Annotated in this window: 17 protein-coding genes; 12 read left to right on the top strand and 5 right to left on the bottom strand. The window is 72.0% G+C overall.

Translation table 11 applies throughout. The features are described from left to right. The first annotated feature begins 97 nt into the window (after positions 1 to 97). From ACFY1P_RS05990 to ACFY1P_RS05980, 3 genes are read left to right on the top strand one after another with little or no spacing between them, the layout of a single operon-like run. On the top strand, positions 98 to 1,096 hold the full coding sequence (locus ACFY1P_RS05990) for an NADPH:quinone oxidoreductase family protein (protein ID WP_361520301.1): 999 nt from the start codon (positions 98 to 100) through the stop codon (positions 1,094 to 1,096). Beyond that, on the top strand, positions 1,093 to 2,280 hold the full coding sequence (locus tag ACFY1P_RS05985) for an acyl-CoA dehydrogenase family protein (protein WP_390749849.1): 1,188 nt from the start codon (positions 1,093 to 1,095) through the stop codon (positions 2,278 to 2,280). Before ACFY1P_RS05990 ends, ACFY1P_RS05985 begins: the two co-directional genes overlap by 4 nt. After that, a complete protein-coding gene (locus tag ACFY1P_RS05980) occupies positions 2,277 to 3,407 on the top strand; it encodes an acyl-CoA dehydrogenase family protein (RefSeq protein WP_390749848.1) in 1,131 nt (376 codons plus the stop codon). The genes ACFY1P_RS05985 and ACFY1P_RS05980 overlap by 4 nt, the downstream gene beginning before the upstream one ends. Positions 3,408 to 3,435: 28 nt before the next feature. On the opposite strand, the gene ACFY1P_RS05975 is transcribed toward ACFY1P_RS05980, so the two are convergent. After that, positions 3,436 to 3,759: a hypothetical protein gene (locus ACFY1P_RS05975; protein ID WP_361520295.1), complete on the bottom strand. Its 324-nt coding sequence runs from the start codon at positions 3,757 to 3,759 to the stop codon at positions 3,436 to 3,438. A 93-nt stretch (positions 3,760 to 3,852) separates the two neighbouring features. Further along, positions 3,853 to 4,083 (bottom strand): hypothetical protein, encoded by a 231-nt coding sequence (locus tag ACFY1P_RS05970; protein ID WP_361520292.1) that lies wholly within the window; start codon positions 4,081 to 4,083, stop codon positions 3,853 to 3,855. Positions 4,084 to 4,239: 156 nt separating this feature from the next. On the opposite strand from ACFY1P_RS05970, the gene ACFY1P_RS05965 reads away from it, so the two are divergent. The 8 genes from ACFY1P_RS05965 (at position 4,240) to ACFY1P_RS05930 (ending at position 11,024) form a co-directional block, all read left to right on the top strand. Further along, positions 4,240 to 4,506 (top strand): GlsB/YeaQ/YmgE family stress response membrane protein, encoded by a 267-nt coding sequence (locus ACFY1P_RS05965; RefSeq protein WP_361520289.1) that lies wholly within the window; start codon positions 4,240 to 4,242, stop codon positions 4,504 to 4,506. A gap of 144 nt (positions 4,507 to 4,650) precedes the next feature. Continuing rightward, entirely contained in the window at positions 4,651 to 5,007 is a 357-nt protein-coding gene (locus ACFY1P_RS05960) for a hypothetical protein (RefSeq protein ID WP_390749847.1), read from the top strand. 134 nt (positions 5,008 to 5,141) lie between these two features. After that, positions 5,142 to 5,759, top strand: coding sequence for an ALF repeat-containing protein (locus ACFY1P_RS05955; protein WP_390749846.1), 618 nt, complete (start codon positions 5,142 to 5,144; stop codon positions 5,757 to 5,759). A 114-nt stretch (positions 5,760 to 5,873) separates the two neighbouring features. After that, positions 5,874 to 7,457: an ABC transporter substrate-binding protein gene (locus ACFY1P_RS05950; RefSeq protein ID WP_361520399.1), complete on the top strand. Its 1,584-nt coding sequence runs from the start codon at positions 5,874 to 5,876 to the stop codon at positions 7,455 to 7,457. A gap of 41 nt (positions 7,458 to 7,498) precedes the next feature. Continuing rightward, on the top strand, positions 7,499 to 8,455 hold the full coding sequence (locus tag ACFY1P_RS05945) for an ABC transporter permease (protein WP_390750021.1): 957 nt from the start codon (positions 7,499 to 7,501) through the stop codon (positions 8,453 to 8,455). Beyond that, positions 8,448 to 9,305 (top strand): ABC transporter permease, encoded by an 858-nt coding sequence (locus ACFY1P_RS05940; RefSeq protein WP_361520271.1) that lies wholly within the window; start codon positions 8,448 to 8,450, stop codon positions 9,303 to 9,305. The genes ACFY1P_RS05945 and ACFY1P_RS05940 overlap by 8 nt, the downstream gene beginning before the upstream one ends. 92 nt (positions 9,306 to 9,397) lie before the next feature. Further along, complete coding sequence (locus tag ACFY1P_RS05935) at positions 9,398 to 10,345, top strand: ABC transporter ATP-binding protein (RefSeq protein ID WP_361520396.1); 948 nt, start codon at positions 9,398 to 9,400, stop codon at positions 10,343 to 10,345. Between the two features lies 1 nt (position 10,346). Beyond that, positions 10,347 to 11,024: an ABC transporter ATP-binding protein gene (locus ACFY1P_RS05930; RefSeq protein ID WP_390749845.1), complete on the top strand. Its 678-nt coding sequence runs from the start codon at positions 10,347 to 10,349 to the stop codon at positions 11,022 to 11,024. A gap of 9 nt (positions 11,025 to 11,033) precedes the next feature. Here the strand turns inward: ACFY1P_RS05930 and ACFY1P_RS05925 are convergent, their stop codons facing one another. Then, a complete protein-coding gene (locus ACFY1P_RS05925) occupies positions 11,034 to 12,020 on the bottom strand; it encodes a DMT family transporter (RefSeq protein WP_361520265.1) in 987 nt (328 codons plus the stop codon). Positions 12,021 to 12,100: 80 nt separating this feature from the next. Further along, positions 12,101 to 15,475: a bifunctional lysylphosphatidylglycerol synthetase/lysine--tRNA ligase LysX gene (gene lysX, locus ACFY1P_RS05920; protein ID WP_390749844.1), complete on the bottom strand. Its 3,375-nt coding sequence runs from the start codon at positions 15,473 to 15,475 to the stop codon at positions 12,101 to 12,103. A 406-nt stretch (positions 15,476 to 15,881) separates the two neighbouring features. On the opposite strand from lysX, the gene ACFY1P_RS05915 reads away from it, so the two are divergent. Next, positions 15,882 to 16,076 carry a hypothetical protein gene (locus ACFY1P_RS05915; RefSeq protein ID WP_361520260.1) on the top strand — a complete coding sequence of 65 codons (195 nt, stop codon included), beginning with the start codon at positions 15,882 to 15,884 and terminating at the stop codon, positions 16,074 to 16,076. Between the two features lie 42 nt (positions 16,077 to 16,118). On the opposite strand, the gene ACFY1P_RS05910 is transcribed toward ACFY1P_RS05915, so the two are convergent. Further along, entirely contained in the window at positions 16,119 to 17,528 is a 1,410-nt protein-coding gene (locus ACFY1P_RS05910; RefSeq protein ID WP_390749843.1) for a family 2B encapsulin nanocompartment shell protein, read from the bottom strand. Between the last annotated feature and the right edge of the window lie 65 nt (positions 17,529 to 17,593).

Below are 17,593 nucleotides of genomic sequence, written 5' to 3'. Positions count from 1 at the left end.
CCGACCGGCCGCTGCCTCCGAATCACCCCCTACCCCACGCCCTTACCAACCGCTTAGTATGCGAACCGCACGCCACCCCACCACCCCGGAGGCCCCAGTGAAGGCATGGCGAGTGCACAGCAACGGCGAACCCCGGGACGTCATGCGTCTCGAGGACGTGGCGGACCCCCGGCCCGGACCGGGCGAGGCCCTCATCCGCGTCCTCGCCGCCAACGTCAACTTCCCCGACGCGCTGCTGTGCCGCGGTCAGTACCAGGTCCGCCCGCCCCTGCCGTTCACCCCCGGCGTGGAGACCTGCGCCGAGATCCTCGCCCTCGGGGAGGGCGCGGAAGGCACGGTGGGCGCGCGCGTGCTCGCGCAACCCGCCCTCCCCGCAGGCGGTTTCGCCGAGCGCGCCGTCGTGGACGCCCGGACCCTGCTGCCCGCCCCCGAGTCCCTGGACGACGCCGAGGCCGCCGCCCTGCACGTCGGCTACCAGACCGGCTGGTTCGGCCTGCACCGCAGGGCCCGCATCCAGCCCGGCGAGACCCTGCTCGTGCACGCCGCGGCGGGCGGCGTCGGCAGCGCTGCCGTACAGCTCGGAAAAGCCGCCGGCGCCACGGTCATCGGCGTCGTCGGCGGCCCCGAAAAGGCGCGCGAGGCCCGCGAGAACGGCTGCGACGTGGTGATCGACCGCCGTGCCGAGGACGTGATCGCGGCCGTCAAGGACGCCACCGGCGGGCACGGCGCGGACGTCGTCTACGACCCGGTCGGCGGCGACGCGTACACCCAGTCCACCAAGTGCATCGCCTTCGAGGGCCGCATCGTGATCGTCGGCTTCGCCAGCGGCAGGATCCCCAGCGCGGCGCTCAACCACGCCCTGGTGAAGAACTACACCATCCTCGGCCTGCACTGGGGCCTCTACAACACCAAGGACCCGGCCACGGTCCGCGCCTGCCACGACGAGCTGACGAAACTCGCCGCCCAGGGCGCGGTCCGCCCCCTCGTCAGCGAGCGCCTGCCGCTCACCGCGGCCGCCGACGCCGTCCAGCGCGTGGCCGACGGCACGACCACCGGCCGCCTCGTCGTCCTCCCCGCCCAGGACGGATCGCGATGAGCGCCCCGGACGCGGGGGAGCTGCGCGACCGCGTCGCCGCCCTCCTCGCCGCGCACGACCCGGCCGGCACCGCCCCCCTGGACTTCCTGCGGGCCCGCTTCGACGCCGGGCTCGCCTGGATCCACTTCCCCGAAGGGCTCGGCGGCCTCGGCGCGCCCCGCTCCCTCCAACCGGTCGTCGACGCCGCGCTCGACGCCGCCGGTGCCCCCGGCAACGACCCCCGCCGCATCGGTATCGGCCTCGGCATGGCCGCCCCCACGATCCTCCAGTACGGCACGGACGAGCAGAAGCGGCGCTTCCTGCGACCCCTGTGGACGGGCGAGGAGGTGTGGTGCCAGCTGTTCAGCGAACCGGGCGCCGGCTCCGACCTCGCCGGGCTCGCCACCCGGGCCGTGCGCGACGGCGACAGCTGGACGGTCGACGGCCAGAAGGTGTGGACCTCCAGCGCGCACCTCGCCCGCTGGGCGATCCTCATCGCCCGTACGGACCCCGACGTGCCCAAGCACCAGGGCATCACCTACTTCGTCTGCGACATGACCGACCCGGGCGTCGAGGTGCGGCCGCTGCGCCAGATCACCGGGGAGGCGGAGTTCAACGAGGTCTTCCTCACGGGTGTACGGATCCCCGACGCGCACCGCCTGGGCGAGGTCGGCGACGGCTGGCGCGTCGCGCAGACCACCCTCATGAACGAGCGGGTGGCCATCGGCGGCACCCGCGTGCCCCGCGAAGGCGGCATGATCGGCGTCGTGGCGCGGACCTGGCGCGAACGCCCGGAGCTGCGCACTCACGAACTCCACCAGCGCCTGCTGAGCCTCTGGGTGGACGCCGAGGCGGCCCGCCTCACCGGCGAGCGGCTGCGTCAGCAGCTCAAGCGCGGCCGCCCCGGGCCCGAGGGCTCCGGCATGAAACTCGCCTTCGCCCGGCTCAACCAGGAACTCAGCGCCCTGGAGCTCGAACTCCTCGCCGAGGACGGGCTGACCTACGCGGACTGGACGATGACCCGGCCCGAACTCGTCGACTTCACCGGCCGCGACGCCGCCTACCGCTATCTGCGTGCCAAGGGCAACTCCATCGAAGGGGGCACCTCGGAGGTCCTGCTCAACATCGTCGCCGAGCGCGTCCTCGGCCTGCCGCCCGAGCCCCGCAACGACAAGGACCTCCCGTGGAAGGACCTGCCCCGATGACGCCGGACCTGCTCTACTCCGAGGCGGAGGAGGACCTGCGCACCGCCGTGCGCTCCCTGCTCACCGCCCACGGCGCCCCCGCGTCCGTGCTCGCGCGCGCCGAGGACGGCCAGCCGTACGACACCGGCCTCTGGCAGACCCTCGCCACGGGCATGGGCACGGCCGGGCTGCTCGTGCCCGAGAAGCTGGGCGGCCAGGGAGCGACCGCCCGCGAGGCAGCCGTCGTCCTGGAGGAGCTCGGCCGCACCGTCGCCGACGTCCCCTTCCTGACCAGCGCCGTCCTGGCCGTACGCGCCCTGCTCGGCTGCGACACCGGCCGCGCCGAGGTCGCGGCCCCGCTCACCGCACTGGCCGGAGGCCGTCAGGTGGGCGCGCTCGCCGTGCCCCTGCCGACCGCCCCGGGCGCACCCGTGCCGCCGTCCGTGCGCGCCGAAGCCACCGGTTCCGGGCGGGCGTTGCTCACCGGGACGGTGAACGCCGTCGCCGGTGCCGCCGGGGCCGGCGTCCTCATCGTCCCCACGGACACCGGCCTCCACAGCGTGGACGCCGCCGCGGAAGGCGTCACGGTCACCCCGCTCACCCCGCTCGACCTCACCCGGCCGATCGCCCGGATCACCTTCTCCGCGGCCCCGGCCACGCTGCTCGCCGGCCCCGAGCGGTCCCGCACCGCCCTGGACGCCGCCCTGCTCACCGCCGCCGGACTGCTCGCCTCCGAACAGCTCGGCGTCGCCGAGTGGTGCCTGGCCGAAACCGTGCGCTACGCCGGTGAACGACGGCAGTTCGGGCGGCCCATCGGTTCCTTCCAGGCCCTCAAGCACCGGCTCGCGGCACTCTGGCTCGACATCGCCTCGGCCCGCGCGACCGCCCGCAACGCCGCGGACGCCCTCGCGACCGACGCCCCCGACACTGCGATCGCCGTCGCCGTGGCGCAGTCCCGCTGCTCCGAGGTCGCGGTCCGCGCGGCGGAGGAGTGCGTCCAGCTCCACGGCGGCCTCGGCATGACCTGGGAACACCCCGCGCACCTCTACCTCAAACGCGCCAAGACCGGCGTGACCGCCCTGGGCACGCCCGCCCACCACCGCCGGTCGCTGGCACAGCTGGCGGACGTGCCCGGCCCCGTCGCCTGAGGCGGATCAGGCGCGGATCCGGCCCGGGTCAGCGGCTGTTCTCAAGAGGTGCCCGCTTTTCCGAGCGGCCGTCCGACGTGGTGAAGGCGATGATCCTGGCGGCTCCGCGAGCCGCCAGGAAGCGTCGGCGCTGCCAGCGGGAACGGGGCTGGACGCCCCCGCGGTCCCGCTGCGGTACGAGCGCGAGATCGGTGAGACGCCGCCCGGCCCGGGCGAGTTCGCCCAGGAGCCGATCTCTGCGCCGCTCGTCCGTGGTCGCGTGCAAGGCCGCGTACAGGCCCTCGATCTCGGCCACCGCCGCTCCGACACGCAGGTTGACGCTGCCGGTCGATGGTGCTCTGCCCTGCGGCAACTGGGCTCCTTCCACGCGTGATTCAGCCGCCTTCCCGAGGGGGTGCCGGCTTTCTGCCGAGGGGTCCGGTACGGCGGCCCGCTCCGTGACGGGTCAAGGGCTCGCGGGGTCGAAGCCGTACCGCAGGGGCGCTTCCTTCACGCGTGGATCGCGCCGGTAGACGTACAGCGCCGCCACGTTCATCCCGCCCGCGGGGTCCTCCACCGCACAGGGGTGGGTGACCTGCACCACTCCCGGACGGTCGACCAGCCGGATCAGCGCCCCGTCCGCCGGCCCGCCTTCGAGCACGGCCGTCTCCCATTCCGCCACGCCATCGTGTGTCATGGATGACACTTTAGAGGTTGCGCAAGTGGGCAATGCCAGCGAGTCGATGAGGTCGGGATGAAACCGCCGCCCCATGGCTGCGCGTCACTCACAGTGTCCGGACTCCTGTGCGGACAGCGCACCACAGATCAACCGCTGGAAAGGCAGAACGACACCATGGGCATCATCGGCTGGATCATCCTGGGGCTGCTGGCCGGAGCGATCGCGAAGATCCTGCTGCCGGGGCGGGACCCCGGCGGGCTGATCGGTACCACCCTCATCGGTATCGCCGGAGCGTTCATCGGTGGCTGGATGTCGGCCAAGTTCCTGCACAAGCCGATCAGCAACCACTTCTTCGACGCCGCCACCTGGGGCTCCGCGATCGCCGGCTCGCTCGTCCTGCTGATCGGATACCGCCTGCTCTTCGGCAACTCACGCGACTGAGAGGACAGTTCCGGGATCGATGCGCGGGGCCGGTGTCCTTAGGCTGGCTCGCGTGAAGAGACATATCGCGTTCGAGCGTCTGCACAACTTCCGGGATCTGGGCGGCTATCAGGCCGACGGCGCGAGGAGGGGCTCGGCGCCGCGATGGCGCGCTTCAACGAAGGGCTGGGCGGCGACGGTTCCGCGGAGGAGGCGACGGAACTGCCGCCCGAGATCCAGGAGATGCTGCCGCGGATGCACGCCAACTTCCCCGTCTTCCTGAAGCACATGCTGTGCCCGTTCTCGGGAACGACCCCGGACACCGCCGCCCTGCGCCGCGCATCGGACCGCCTGGTCCTGGCCGCGGGCCGCGACTCACGCGCCCAGACCCCTCTCTACGGCCCGGCGGCCCGCCTGGCAGACCTCCTCGGCACCACCCTCGTGGAATTCCGAGGCGGCCACCTGGGCTGCACCGAACACCCGAAGGACTTCGCGAAGCAACTCCTGACGGTGCTCGCCTGAGTGGCTGCCGTGACAGGGCGGTAGCCCCAAAGCTTGACGCTTCCCTGACGCCGCCCCGCCGCGGTCGGTGCCCGGAGGGGGCGTACTCTGCGATTCGAACTAACGATCTTGAACGTTAAGAGTAGGTGTACCGCATGAAGTTGGCTCGTGTTTCCGCCGCGGTCGTGGCCGCCGCGATAGCTCCGGCTGTCCTCCTGTCCTCGCCGGCCTTCGCCGCCAGTGGTGCCGCCAAGTCGCCCGCCGCCGTGTCGGCGGCGAAGCAGGGCGAGGCCGCCAAGGTCTCCGACATGACGGACGAGGAACTGCGGATCGCGGTTCTGACGGTCATGGGCAAGCCGGGCACCGGCCGGGGCGTGAAGGAGGCGGGGGACGCTGCGCTGCGCGGCACCGCCGAGGATATGCGTCACTTCCTTGAGGTCGGCCAGTTCCGGGCTCGTGAACAGGACGACCGGGTCGAGACCCTGACCATCATGTTCAAGGGCGGCAGGGCTGTGAAGGAGGCCGGGGACGCGGCGTTGAAGGGCACCCCCGCCGATGTGCGCCGCTTCCTTGAGGTCGGTCAGTTCCGGGCTCGTGAGGAGGACGACCGGGTGGAGACCCTGAGGATCATGTTCAAGGGTGGTCCGGCCGTGAAGGCGGCCGGGGACAAGGCGCTGAAGGGCACCCCCGCCGACGTACGCCACTTCATCGAGGTCGGCCAGTACGAGGCCTGCAAGATCGACGAGCAGAAGCCCGCGGCCAAGAAGCACTGAGCACGGTCCCTGACCTGGGCCGCCAGACCCCCGCCTCATGACCTCCCCTTTGCCTGCTGTTTAATTGCAACTGATTCGCAATAGCAGTAAATCGTGAGTAAGAGGGTGTGGGGCATGACGGCCCGGTCCGTACGGGGAGTGGCCGCCGCGGCCATGGCAGGGGTTGTGGCGGCAGGTGCCGCGGCGTGTTCGACGCCGGGTGGGGGCAAGGACAAGGAGTCGCTCGTCGTCGGGCTCGCCAACGAGCCCGAGACGCTCAGCCCGCTGCTCGGCTACGGCAAGGACGGCAACTCCAAGATCTTCGACGGTCTGCTCCGCCGCGACGCAGACATGAAGCTCCAGCCCGCCCTCGCCGCCGCGCTGCCCGCGGTGGCCGAGGACGGGAAGACGTACACCTACAAGCTCCGGCACGGGGTGAAGTTCAGCGACGGCGAGCCGTTCTCGGCCAAGGACGTGGTCTTCACCTACCGGACCATCCTCGACGAGAAGACCGACAACGCCGCCAAGGGCGAGCTCGACGCCATCGACGGAGTGAGCGCGGAGGGCGACGACACCGTCGTCTTCAAGCTCAAGTACCCGTACGCGCCGTTCGCCGAGCGCACCGTGCTGCCCATCGCCCCCGAGCACGTGGCCAAGGGGCAGGACGTCAACACCGGTTCGTTCAACACCGCGCCGGTCGGCACCGGCCCGTACGTCCTCACCGGCTGGAGCAAGGGCGAGAAGCTCAGCTTCAAGGCCAACCCCGGCTACTGGGGCGGCGAGCCGAAGGTCAAGAAGCTCACCATGGCGATCATCAAGGACGACGACGTCCGCGCCACCCGCCTGCGCAACGGCGACCTCGACGGCGCGATCCTGCCGCCGAACCTCGCCAAGAACTTCAAGGGCGACAAGTCCAAGCTGTCCGTCACCGCCCGGACCACCGACTTCCGCGGCGTCTCGCTGCCCACGGCGAACAAGGTGACCGGCGACATCGCCGTCCGCCGTGCCCTCGACCTCGCAGTCGACCGCAAGATCATGGTCGACAAGCTCCTCGAAGGCGCGGGCAAGGCGGGCTACGGCCCCGTGCCCACCGACAGCGAGTGGTTCGCCAAGGGCACCGAGCGCCCCCACGACCTCGACAAGGCGAAGAAGCTGCTCGACGACGCCGGCTGGAAGACCGGCGACGGCGGCATCCGCGAGAAGGACGGACAGCGCGCGGAGTTCACCCTCTGGTTCCCCGCCGGTGACAAGCTCCGCCAGGACCACGCCCTGGCCTTCGCCTCCGACGCCAAGAAGGCCGGCCTCAAGGTCGAGGTGCAGAGCGGCACCTGGGAGGTCATCGAACCGCGGATGAAGAACGACGCGGTCCTGGCCGGCGGCGGCAACCCCGCCGACCCCGACTTCGACCTCTACAACCTCCTCCACTCCTCGCTCGCCCTCGACGGCTTCAACAACATGGCCGCCTACGCGGACCCCGAGGTCGACAAGGCCCTGGAGGAAGGCCGCCGCAGCGGCGACAAGGCCGCCCGCAAGGCCGCCTACGACAAGGTCCAGCGCGCCCTCGCCGACAACCCCGGCTACACCTTCCTCACTCACGTCGACCACCTCTACGTCATGAACGACGAGTGGCAGGACATCACCACCCAGGTCGAGCCCCACGACCACGGCCTGGGCGCCGGACCGTGGTGGAACGTCGAGTCCTGGCAGCCGAAGAAGTGACCCGCGCCGCCGTCCGGCTCCCCTGGGGGCCGATGGCGCGCATGACCGGACGGCGGCTGCTGGCCGCCATCCCCGTGCTCGCCGCCGTCACCTTCGGCGTCTTCGCCATCGCCGCGGCCTCGCCCTTCGACCCCGCCCAGGCGTACGCGGGCTCCGCCGGGCTGAGCGCGGGCCAGGAGGTCCTCGACCAGCTGCGCGCGAACCTCGGCGCCGACCGGCCGTTCGCCGTCCGCTGGTGGGAGTGGATCACCGCCGCCGTCACCGGCGACTTCGGCGACTCCACCTCGCTGCGCCAGCCCGTCGCCCAGGTCATCGGCGAACGCATCGGCTGGTCCGTGCTCCTGTGCGCCATCGCGTTCGCGCTGGCGGTCACCGCCGGCACGGCGCTGGGCGTCCTCGCCGCGCGGCGCCGGGGCGGCCTCTTCGACCGGGCCGTGACCTCCGTGGCGTACGCGCTCGAAGCGGCGCCGCCCTTCTGGCTCGGCCTGCTCGCCATCTGGTTCTTCGCCCTCAAGCTCGACGCCCTGCCCGCGGGCGGACTCACCGACACCGGCAGCGACGCGGCCACCCCCGGCCAGATCGCCTCCCACGTCGTCCTGCCCGCCGTCGTGCTCGCCGTCTCCCAACTGCCGTGGTTCGTGCTGTACGTACGCCAAGGCGTCGGCGACGCGCTGGAGGAGGACCCCGTACGCGGAGCACGCGCGCGTGGCCTGCGTGAACGGACCGTTCTCCTCCACCACGCCCTGCGCTCCGGGCTGCTGCCCGTCCTCACGCTCATCGGCTCGCGCGTCCCCGAACTCATCACCGGCGCGCTCCTGGTGGAGACCGTCTTCAGCTGGCCCGGCATCGCGTCCGCGACCGTCGAGGCGGCCACCAAGGTCGACTTCCCGCTGCTCGCGGCCCTGACCGTGCTCGCCACGGCAGCGGTCCTGATCGGCAATCTGCTGTCCGACCTGCTCTACGGACTGGCCGACCCCAGGGTGGGATTCGATGGCTGAGACCCTCACCGGCACGACCCGGCGGGCCCTGCGCGTGCCGCGCCCGAGCGTCTCCGGCGCGCTCGTCGCGGCCGTCGTCCTCGTCGCACTGCTCGTGCCCGCACTGGTTCCCCTGGACGAGCAGGCCGTCGACCTCGGCGCCAAGCTCCGCCCGCCGTCCTGGGCCCACCCCTTCGGCACCGACGAGGTCGGCCGCGACCTGCTGCTGCGCTGCGTCTACGGGCTGCGCGTCTCCCTCCTCGTCGGCGTGGTCGCGGCCTTCGCGGCGACGGTCGTCGGCACGGCGGTCGGCGCACTGGCGGGCGCGCTCGGCGGCTGGGCGGACCGCGTCGTGATGCGGGTCGTCGACCTGTGCTCCTCGGTGCCGCATCTGCTGCTCGGCATCTTCATCGTGGCGATGTTCCGGCCGGGCGTCTGGCCGGTGATCGTCTCGGTCGCCTTCACCCACTGGCTGTCGACCGCCAGGATCGTCCGGGCCGAGGTGCTGTCGCTGCGCTCCCGCCCGTACATCGACGCGGCCGTCGTCGGCGGCTCGTCCCGGTGGCGCGTCACCGTGCGGCACCTGCTGCCGGGCGTGCTGCCGCAGGCCGGGCTCGCGGCGGTGCTGATGGTCCCGCACGCGATCTGGCACGAGTCCGCGCTGTCCTTCCTGGGCCTCGGGCTGCCCACCCACCAGGCGAGCCTCGGCAACATGGTCCAGGCCGCGCGGGGTTCGCTGCTCGCCGGTGACTGGTGGCCCACGCTCTTCCCCGGCCTGTTCATCATCGTCCCCACCCTGGCCATCGCGGGCCTCGCGGCCGCCTGGCGCGACCGGCTCGACCCACGCCGCCGATCGGAGCTGACGCTGTGACCACGCGTTCCCCCGAAGAGGCCGGGACGCCGGGCGCCCTGGCCACACACGAACCCGTTCTCTCCGTGCGCGGCCTGTCCGTCCGCTTCCGGATGCGCACCGGCCGGGACGTCGCCGCGGTCACCGACGCCACCTTCGACGTACGGCCGGGGGAGTGCCTCGCGCTGATCGGGGAGAGCGGATGTGGCAAGTCCGTTCTCGCGTCGGCGCTGCTGGGGCTGCTGCCGGTCAACGCCCGGACGGTGGGACAGGCGCTCCTCGCCGGGCCCGAGGGCGGGCTCGACCTCCTCGCCGCGGACGAGCGCACCCTGGCCCGTACGGTACGGGGCCGCCGTATCGGCCTCGTACCGCAGAGCCCGGCCGCCCACCTCACGCCCGTACGCACCGTGCGCTCGCAGCTCCACGAGACGCTGCGTGAGCTGACCGGCGTCCGGAAGAACGGGCGCCGGAACGCCGGTTCCGAATCGACTGCGCTTCGGAAGGACGGACTCCGGGAAGCCGGCGAAGCCGCCGCGGAGCGCGCCGCGTTCCCCGCCGACCACCTCGACCGCCACCCCCACGAGCTCTCCGGCGGACTCGCCCAGCGCGCGGCCACCGCGCTCGCCCTGGTCGGGAACGCCCCGCTCCTCCTCGCCGACGAGCCGACCACCGGCCTCGACCGCGACCTCGTGAACCGTACGGCCGACGAACTGCGCAGGCACGCCGACTCCGGGCACGCCCTGCTGATGATCACCCACGACCTCGCGGCTGCGGAGCGCATCGCCGACCGCGTCGCCGTGATGTACGCGGGCCGCATCGTCGAAATCACCGACGCCACCACGTTCTTCGGCGCCGAGGGCCCCCGCCACCCGTACGCCCGCCGGCTGCTCGACGCCCTGCCCGAGCGCGCGTTCACCCCGATCCCCGGCATGCCGCCCGAACTCGGCGACCTGCCGTCCGGCTGCGCCTTCGCCGCCCGCTGTGTCAAGGCGACGGACGCCTGCGGAACGGTTCCGCCTCTCGCCGACGGCGTCGCCTGCCACCACCCGGAGGAGACCTGACGTGCTGGAACTGAGCCGGATCACCGCGGGTTACGAGCGACGGGCCCCCGTCGTGCGTGAGGTCTCGCTGACCGTCGAGGCGGGGGAGGCTGTGGGACTGCTCGGCCCCAGTGGCTGCGGCAAGTCCACCCTCGCCAGGGTCGCCGCACTGCTGCACCGCCCCTACTCCGGCACGGTCGTCATCGACGGCAGCCCCGCCCACGGCTGGCGTCACCGGGCCCCGCGGGAACAGCGCACCGCCTTCGGCGTCGTCTTCCAGCAGCCGCGCCTCTCGGCGGACCCGCGCATGCGGCTCGCCGACCTGATCGCGGAACCGCTGCGAGCAACCGGACGCCGCGACGAGGCCGACGGCAGGACGGCCGAACTCGCCGGGCAGGTCGGCCTCTCCGCCGACCTGCTGCGCCGGCGGCCGCACGAGGTCAGCGACGGGCAGCTGCAACGCGCCTGCCTGGCCAGGGCGCTCGTGCTGCGCCCGCGCTGGCTGATCTGCGACGAGATGACGGCGATGCTGGACGCGTCCACGACCGCCGCCCTGGTGACGGTGGTCGAGGAGTACCGCGCGGAGACCGGCGCGGGCCTGCTGGCCGTGGGCCACGATCGCACGCTGCTCGGCCGGTGGTGCGACCGTACGGTGCGGTGGGAGGAACTGGCGGGTGCCGCGGCGCCCGCCGACGGCTGACCCCTTCGGCTACTTCCGGCTGCCCGCGCCGGCCAGTTCGCGCTCAGGCGTGCCGGACGACCCGGCCGCCGGGCGCTGAGCGGGCGCCGCGCGGCGCACCGAGGCGACAGCGACGCCGGCCAGGACCAGCAGGCCGCCGAGCACCGCGCTGAGGGCGGGAACGTTGCCGAGGAACGCGGCGTCCAGAGCGAGCGCGGCGACGGGCACCGCGTAGAGCACGAGCGAGGCGGTCGAGGCGGTGGTCGCGCGCAGCGTGCGCGACCAGGTCCAGAAGGCCATCGCCGTGCAGCCCAGGCCGAGCCAGAGGACCGCCAGCGTGCGGTGGGTGTCGGCGGCCGCGATCTGACCGACGGCGTCCGGGGCCGTCGCCAGCAGCGGCACGAGGCCGAACAAGCTGCCGTAGAAGACGCATTCCGCGCCCGAGTACTTCTTCAGCAGCGGCTTCTGGAGTGCGAACGACGTGGCCTGGGTGGCGGCCGCGAGGAGCACCATCAGCGCCCCCGTGAGAGAACCGCTTCCGCTGCCCGACGTCACCGCGACCAGCAGCGCACCGCACAGGGCGAGACCGAGGCCGGCCAGCCCGCGCCGCCCGGGGCGGTCGCCGAGGAACGCCATGCCCAGCACGGTCGTGAAGACCGGGGAAGCGGCGATCAGCATGGCCGCCGTGCCCGCCTCCACGCTCTGTTCGCCCGCGCACAGCAGCACCTGGTACGCGGTCATCCCGGTGAGCCCGAAGGCCGCCATGCGCAGAACGTCCCCGCGCTCGAGACGGCCGATGCGCTTCATCGCCAGGCACGGCAGGAGCAGCACCACGGTGATGGCGATCCGCAGGAGCGCGATCGAGCTGGGTGAATAATCCGGCAGCGCGATACGGATCGCGGTGAACGCGGATCCCCACAACGCCGCCGTGGCCGCCATCGGAAGCCATGGGGTCGCCGCACGCTGTGCCGCCGTCATAGAAAACACCACCAGCTCGGTCAGGGACTGAGCTGTCAAATTAACAACGCCCGATCTATAAGGCAAATAATGAATTCTATCCGCATCCCAAAGAATTCCTTTGGGGCAGGGTAGGGAATTCAGCGCCTCCGGACCAACGGGAAGGGCAACGTCTCCCGGATCGAGAGCCCGGTCAGGAACATCACCAGCCGGTCCACGCCGATGCCCAGCCCGCCCGTCGGCGGCATCGCGTACTCCAGCGCCCGCAGGAAATCCTCGTCCAGCTCCATCGCCTCGGGATCACCACCGGCGGCCAGCAGCGACTGCGCGGTGAGCCTGCGGCGCTGCTCGACGGGGTCGATCAGCTCCGAATACGCCGTCCCCAGTTCGGTGCCGAAGGCCACCAGGTCCCAGCGCTCGGCCAGGCGCGGATCCTGGCGGTGCGGGCGGGTCAGGGGAGAGACGTCGGTGGGGAAGTCCTTGTAGAACACCGGCAGCCCGGTCCGCTCCTCCACCAGCCGCTCGTACATCTCCAGCAGGATGTCCCCCCGCCGGTCGTCCGGCTTGTGCGGCACCCCCGCGGCGTCGCAGTGCCGCCGCAGCACCGCGACGGGCGTATCGGCGTCGATCTCCTCGCCGAGCACCTCCGCCACCGCGCCGTGGACGGTCTTCACCGGCCAGAGACCCGAGATGTCGTGCTCGACGAGCTTCCCGTCGCCGTCCGCGCGCAGGATGACCGCCGAGCCGTGGGCGGCGACGGCGGCACCCTGGATCAGCTCGCGCGTCAGGTCCAGCATCACGTCGTAGTCGGCGAACGCCTGATACGCCTCCAGCATCGTGAATTCGGGATTGTGCTTGTACGAGACGCCCTCGTTGCGGAAGGTGCGGCCCATCTCGAAGACCTTCTCCATGCCGCCCACGCACAGCCGCTTCAGATAGAGCTCGGGCGCGATCCGCAGATAGAGGTCGAGGTCGTAGGCGTTGATGTGGGTGGTGAAGGGCCGGGCGTTCGCGCCGCCGTGGACCTGCTGGAGCATCGGCGTCTCGACCTCCAGATAGCCCCGGTCGAGCAGCCCTTGGCGCAGTGCCTGCACCGTGGCGCTGCGGGCCCGTACGGTCTGCCGGGCCTCCGGCGAGACGGCCAGGTCCACATAGCGCATCCGCACCCGCGCCTCCGGATCGCTCAGCCCCCGCCGCTTGTCGGGCAACGGGCGCAGGCACTTGGCGATCATGCGGCTGCCGGTCACGAAGACGGTCAGCTCACCACGGTCGGTGGTGCCCACCTCGCCCTCGGCCTCGATGTGGTCGCCGAGATCGACATGGGCGGCGAAGCGGCGCAGGCATCCGTCCCCCGAGTCGTCGCGCGTGAAGGCCAGTTGAAGGTCACCGGACCAGTCGCGGAGGACGGCGAACGCGATGCCGCCGTGGTTGCGCACGAGCAGCACCCGCCCCGCCACGGTCACCCGCTCGCCCGTACGGGACGAGGGCGCGAGCCCCGGATGCGCGGCCCGCACGGCGGCGAGGGTGTGGGTGCGCCGGGCGTCGACCGGATACGGATCCACCCCGGCCTCCCGCAGCCGCTCCAGCTTCTGCCGCCTGACCCGCACCTGCTCGGGAAGGCCCGCGAGCTCGTCCCGCGGCTCCTCGCCGCAGGGGCCCTCGCCGACCGCGAATCCGAGCTCGGAGAGCGGAGGCAGGCCCGCGGTGGAGGCGGGGCTCGCGATGCCCCGCGCCCGGCCCCGGCCCCACAGCTTGCCCAGGCTGGGCACGGCCACGAAGCCCTCGGCGATCCCCGAGGCCAGCCCGATCCGGGCGAGGGCACCGGCGTCTGCGTAGCAGAGGAACCGCGGATGCCACTCCGGGTTGTACTTGACGTTCGAGCGGTAGAGCGCCTCCAGCTGCCACCACTTGGAGAAGAACAGCAGCAACTTCCGCCACAACCGCAGCACCGGCCCCGCCCCGATCCGCGCACCCTCCTCGAAGGCGGAGCGGAACACCGCGAAGTTCAACGAGATGTGCTTGATGCCGAACCGCCCCGCCTGCGCGCACAGCTGGGCGACCATGAACTCCATGACCCCGTTGGGCGCCGCCCGGTCGCGGCGCATCACATCCAGCGAGACGCCGTCACGGCCCCAGGGCACGAACGACAGCAGCGCGATCATCTTCCCCTCGCTGTCGAACGCCTCGACCAGCAGGCAGTCACCGTCGGCGGGATCGCCCAGGCGCCCCAGCGCCATGGAGAAGCCCCGCTCGGTCTCGGTGTCCCGCCACGCGTCCGCGCGCTTGATGACCTCGCCCATCTCCTCGTCGGAGAGCGCCGAGTGCCGCCGGATCCGCGTGGTCGCGCCCGTACGCTCCACGCGGTTGACGGCCTGCCGGGTCACCCGCATCTCCCGGCCGTCGAGGTCGAACGCGGCCACCTGAAGGATCGCCTCGTCCCCCAGCTGCAACGCCCCGAGCCCCGAACGGGCATAGGCCTTGGCCCCCGCCTCACTGGCCCCCATCACGGCCGGCTGCCAGCCGTACCGCCCCGCCAGCTCCAGCCAGGCGTCGATCGCCGGGGTCCACGCCTCCGGGTCGCCGAGCGGATCGGCCGAAGCCAGACAGACGCCCGCCTCCACCCGGTAGGTGACCGCGGACTTGCCGCTGGGGGAGAAGACGACGGCCTTGTCACGGCGGGTCGCGAAATACCCCAGGGAGTCCAGGCCGCCGTAGCGGCCGAGGAGCGCGCGGATGCGCGGCTCCTCGTCGCCGTGCAGCGCCGCCTCGAGCCGCTGCGAACGGAAGAGCGTCATGGCCGCGTTGAGCAGCGCCAGCGCCCCGAGCAGCCCGAGCAGGAAGAACAGCCAGTGCGGCGGGTGCCCGGTGAAGTGCCGGCCGCTGACCAGGCCACCGCACACCTTGTTGGCCACGAACAGCAGCCGGTTGCCGCCGCCGCGCTCCAGCGAACCCGGGAACGCCGCCACCAGGCCCCAGCCCACCAGGATGGCCACGGCCAGCCCCGCGACCAGCACCAACAGGGCCCGCAGGAACGCCCCGCGCCGCGACGCCGCGTAGAACTCCCGCCGGGCCAGGACCAGCAGGGCTATCGCGGCGGCACACAGTACCAGGGACGGGATCGTGTCCCAGTAGCCCACCGTCAGCAGCAGGGCGTCCGCGATCAGCAGCAGTGAGAGATAGGCGAGGACGAACCAGAGGGTGACGCGCTTACGCGCCGCCATCGCTGTGGCGAGCAGCAGCAGGAAGACGGCATAGGCGAGGTTCGGCGCGGTGGGCACGGTCAGCGTGTCCAGGGCGTCGGTCAAAGGGCGCGCCGCGCGCCGCAGCGGCACGATCAACGAGGTGACCGCGCAGAACACTCCGAGCAGACCGAAGAAGATCGCGAACCCGTTGGGCACCCGGTGCAGCAGCCGCTGCCAGGCGGAACCCCGCCCCTCGCTGCTGTCCCGGCCTCCGGCCCCCGCCGTGGGTGGGGGCACCGCCACGTGTGGGCTGTCCGGGGCTGTACGGCTCATTCCGTCAGCCTAGGCAAGGCCCGGCCCGCCTGCCCGCCGAGCGCCCGCCCCGGCTTCCCGACGCCCGGCCCGCGGCCGCAGAGGGGCACGACCGACTCCCGGCCGCACGGGCGCCGGGCATGTCTGTGGCAGTACGGGGGCACGTGTGCCCGGCATGTCCGTCCGGGCAGCCCGTCCCGGCCGCCGAGGGGGCCGCGCCCGTTTCCGCTCATCTCAGGCTGCCCTCCCGACATCCGCCGACGATGCGCCGATGCCGACGTCGTTCGCGCCGATCCTGACCGCGCGATCGTCACCCGCGCTCCCGGCCTGGTGCACTCCTACCCGATTGGAGTACACGCGCCTCACGGGTCCCCGCCGTGCGATGGGCCAGACTGGCGGACAAACCACTCCGCCGAGGAGGCTCACCGTGGCCGTTTCGATCTCCATGGTCGTACTGCTTCTGATCATGGCGGTGGTGTTTCTCCGCAGTGGCGCGCTGCGGGTCTCCCACGCGCTGGTCTGCGTCCTGCTCGGGTTCCTCCTCTCCAGTACGAGCATCGCCCCGACCCTGGCCCACGGGCTCTCGGCCACCACGACGTTCGTCAGTGGCGTACGGCCCTGACGCCCTGGCCGGCGCTGTGGCCGGCCAGGGCAGGGACGGTCGCTACACGCGCCCGATCTCGACGTCCTCCAGCACGCCCAGTGCGTCCGGCACGAGGATCGCCGCCGAGTAGTAGGCGCTCACCAGGTAGGACGAGACGGCCTGCTCGCTGATGCCCATGAACCGCACATTGAGGCTGGGCTGGTATTCGTCCGGGATACCGGTCTGGTGGAGGCCCACCACACCCTCGTTCTCCTCGCCGGTGCGCATCGCGAGGATCGAGCTGGTCCCCGACTCGCTGACCGGGATCTTGTTGCACGGCAGCAGCGGCACCCCGCGCCAGGAGCGGACGGCCGATCCCAGGACCTCGATGTTCTTCGGGTAGAGACCGCGGCTGCTGCATTCCCGGCCGAAGGCCGCGATGGTGCGCGGATGCGCCAGCAGATACTGCGTCTTACGGCGCCGGGCCAGGAGCTCGTCGAGGTCGTCGGGGGTGGGTGGTCCGGTGCGGGTGTGGATGCGCTGGCCGAGGTCGGCGTTGTGGAGCAGGCCGAACTCGGGGTTGTTGACGATCTCGTGCTCCTGGCGCTCGCGCAGGGCTTCGATGGTCAGGCGCAGCTGCTGCTCGACCTGGTTCATCGGGTCGTTGTAGAGGTCCGCGACGCGGGTGTGGACCCGCAGGACCGTCTGGGCGACGCTCAGTTCGTATTCGCGCGGGGAGAGTTCGTAGTCGACGAAGGTGCCCGGGATGACCGGCTCCCCGATGTGGCCCGAGGTCACGGAGATGTCGGCCTCGCCGCGGTGGTTCTGCGCCGGGCGGGGGCGGGAGGCGAAGCCCGCGACGTGGGCGCGCAGCGCCTCGGAGCGGTCGGCCAGCTCCTGGAAGGTCTGGAGGGGGAGTGCCAGGACCGTGCAGCGCGTGACGGCCGTGACGGTGAACGGCCAGGTGGCGTCCGGCTCCAGAGGCACGCGCTCGCCGAAGTAGTCGCCGTCGGCCAGCACCCCGAGCACCGTGTCGTCCCCGTACTTCCCGGGGCCCGTCTTGTTGAGCTTGCCATGGGCGATCAGGAAGACCTGGTCGGCAGGAGCGCCCGCCTGCACCAGGGTGTCGCCCGCCGCGTACTGCCGCTGGACGAACCCGTCCGCCAGTGACTCCAGCACGGTGCTGTCCTCGAAGCCTCGCAGCAGGGGCAGTTCACCCAGCTCCGGGGGGATCACCCGCACTTCCGCGCCGGTCGAGATGAACTCGACCCTGCCGTCGCCGACCGTATAACTCAACCGCCTGTTCACCCGGTAGGTGCCCGCGGACACCTGGACCCATGGCAGCACGCGCAGGAGCCAGCGGGAGGAGATCCCCTGCATCTGCGGTACGGACTTCGTCGTGGTGGCGAGCTGCCGTGCCGCGGGAGTGCCGAGGCTCAGCTGCGACTGGCCCGACTGCTCATCGGGCGCGGACTCCACTGACGTGGTCATGGCTGATTATCACCCATCTGTTTGCGATTCTCTGACGCTTGCGCTTGCGCTGTCCGACGCGATAC

The sequence above is a fragment of the Streptomyces sp. NPDC001407 genome (assembly GCF_042895325.1).
Lineage (GTDB): Bacteria > Actinomycetota > Actinomycetes > Streptomycetales > Streptomycetaceae > Streptomyces.
The sequence above is the reverse complement of the archived record's forward strand: the minus strand, read 5'-3'. Positions and strand labels throughout refer to the sequence as shown.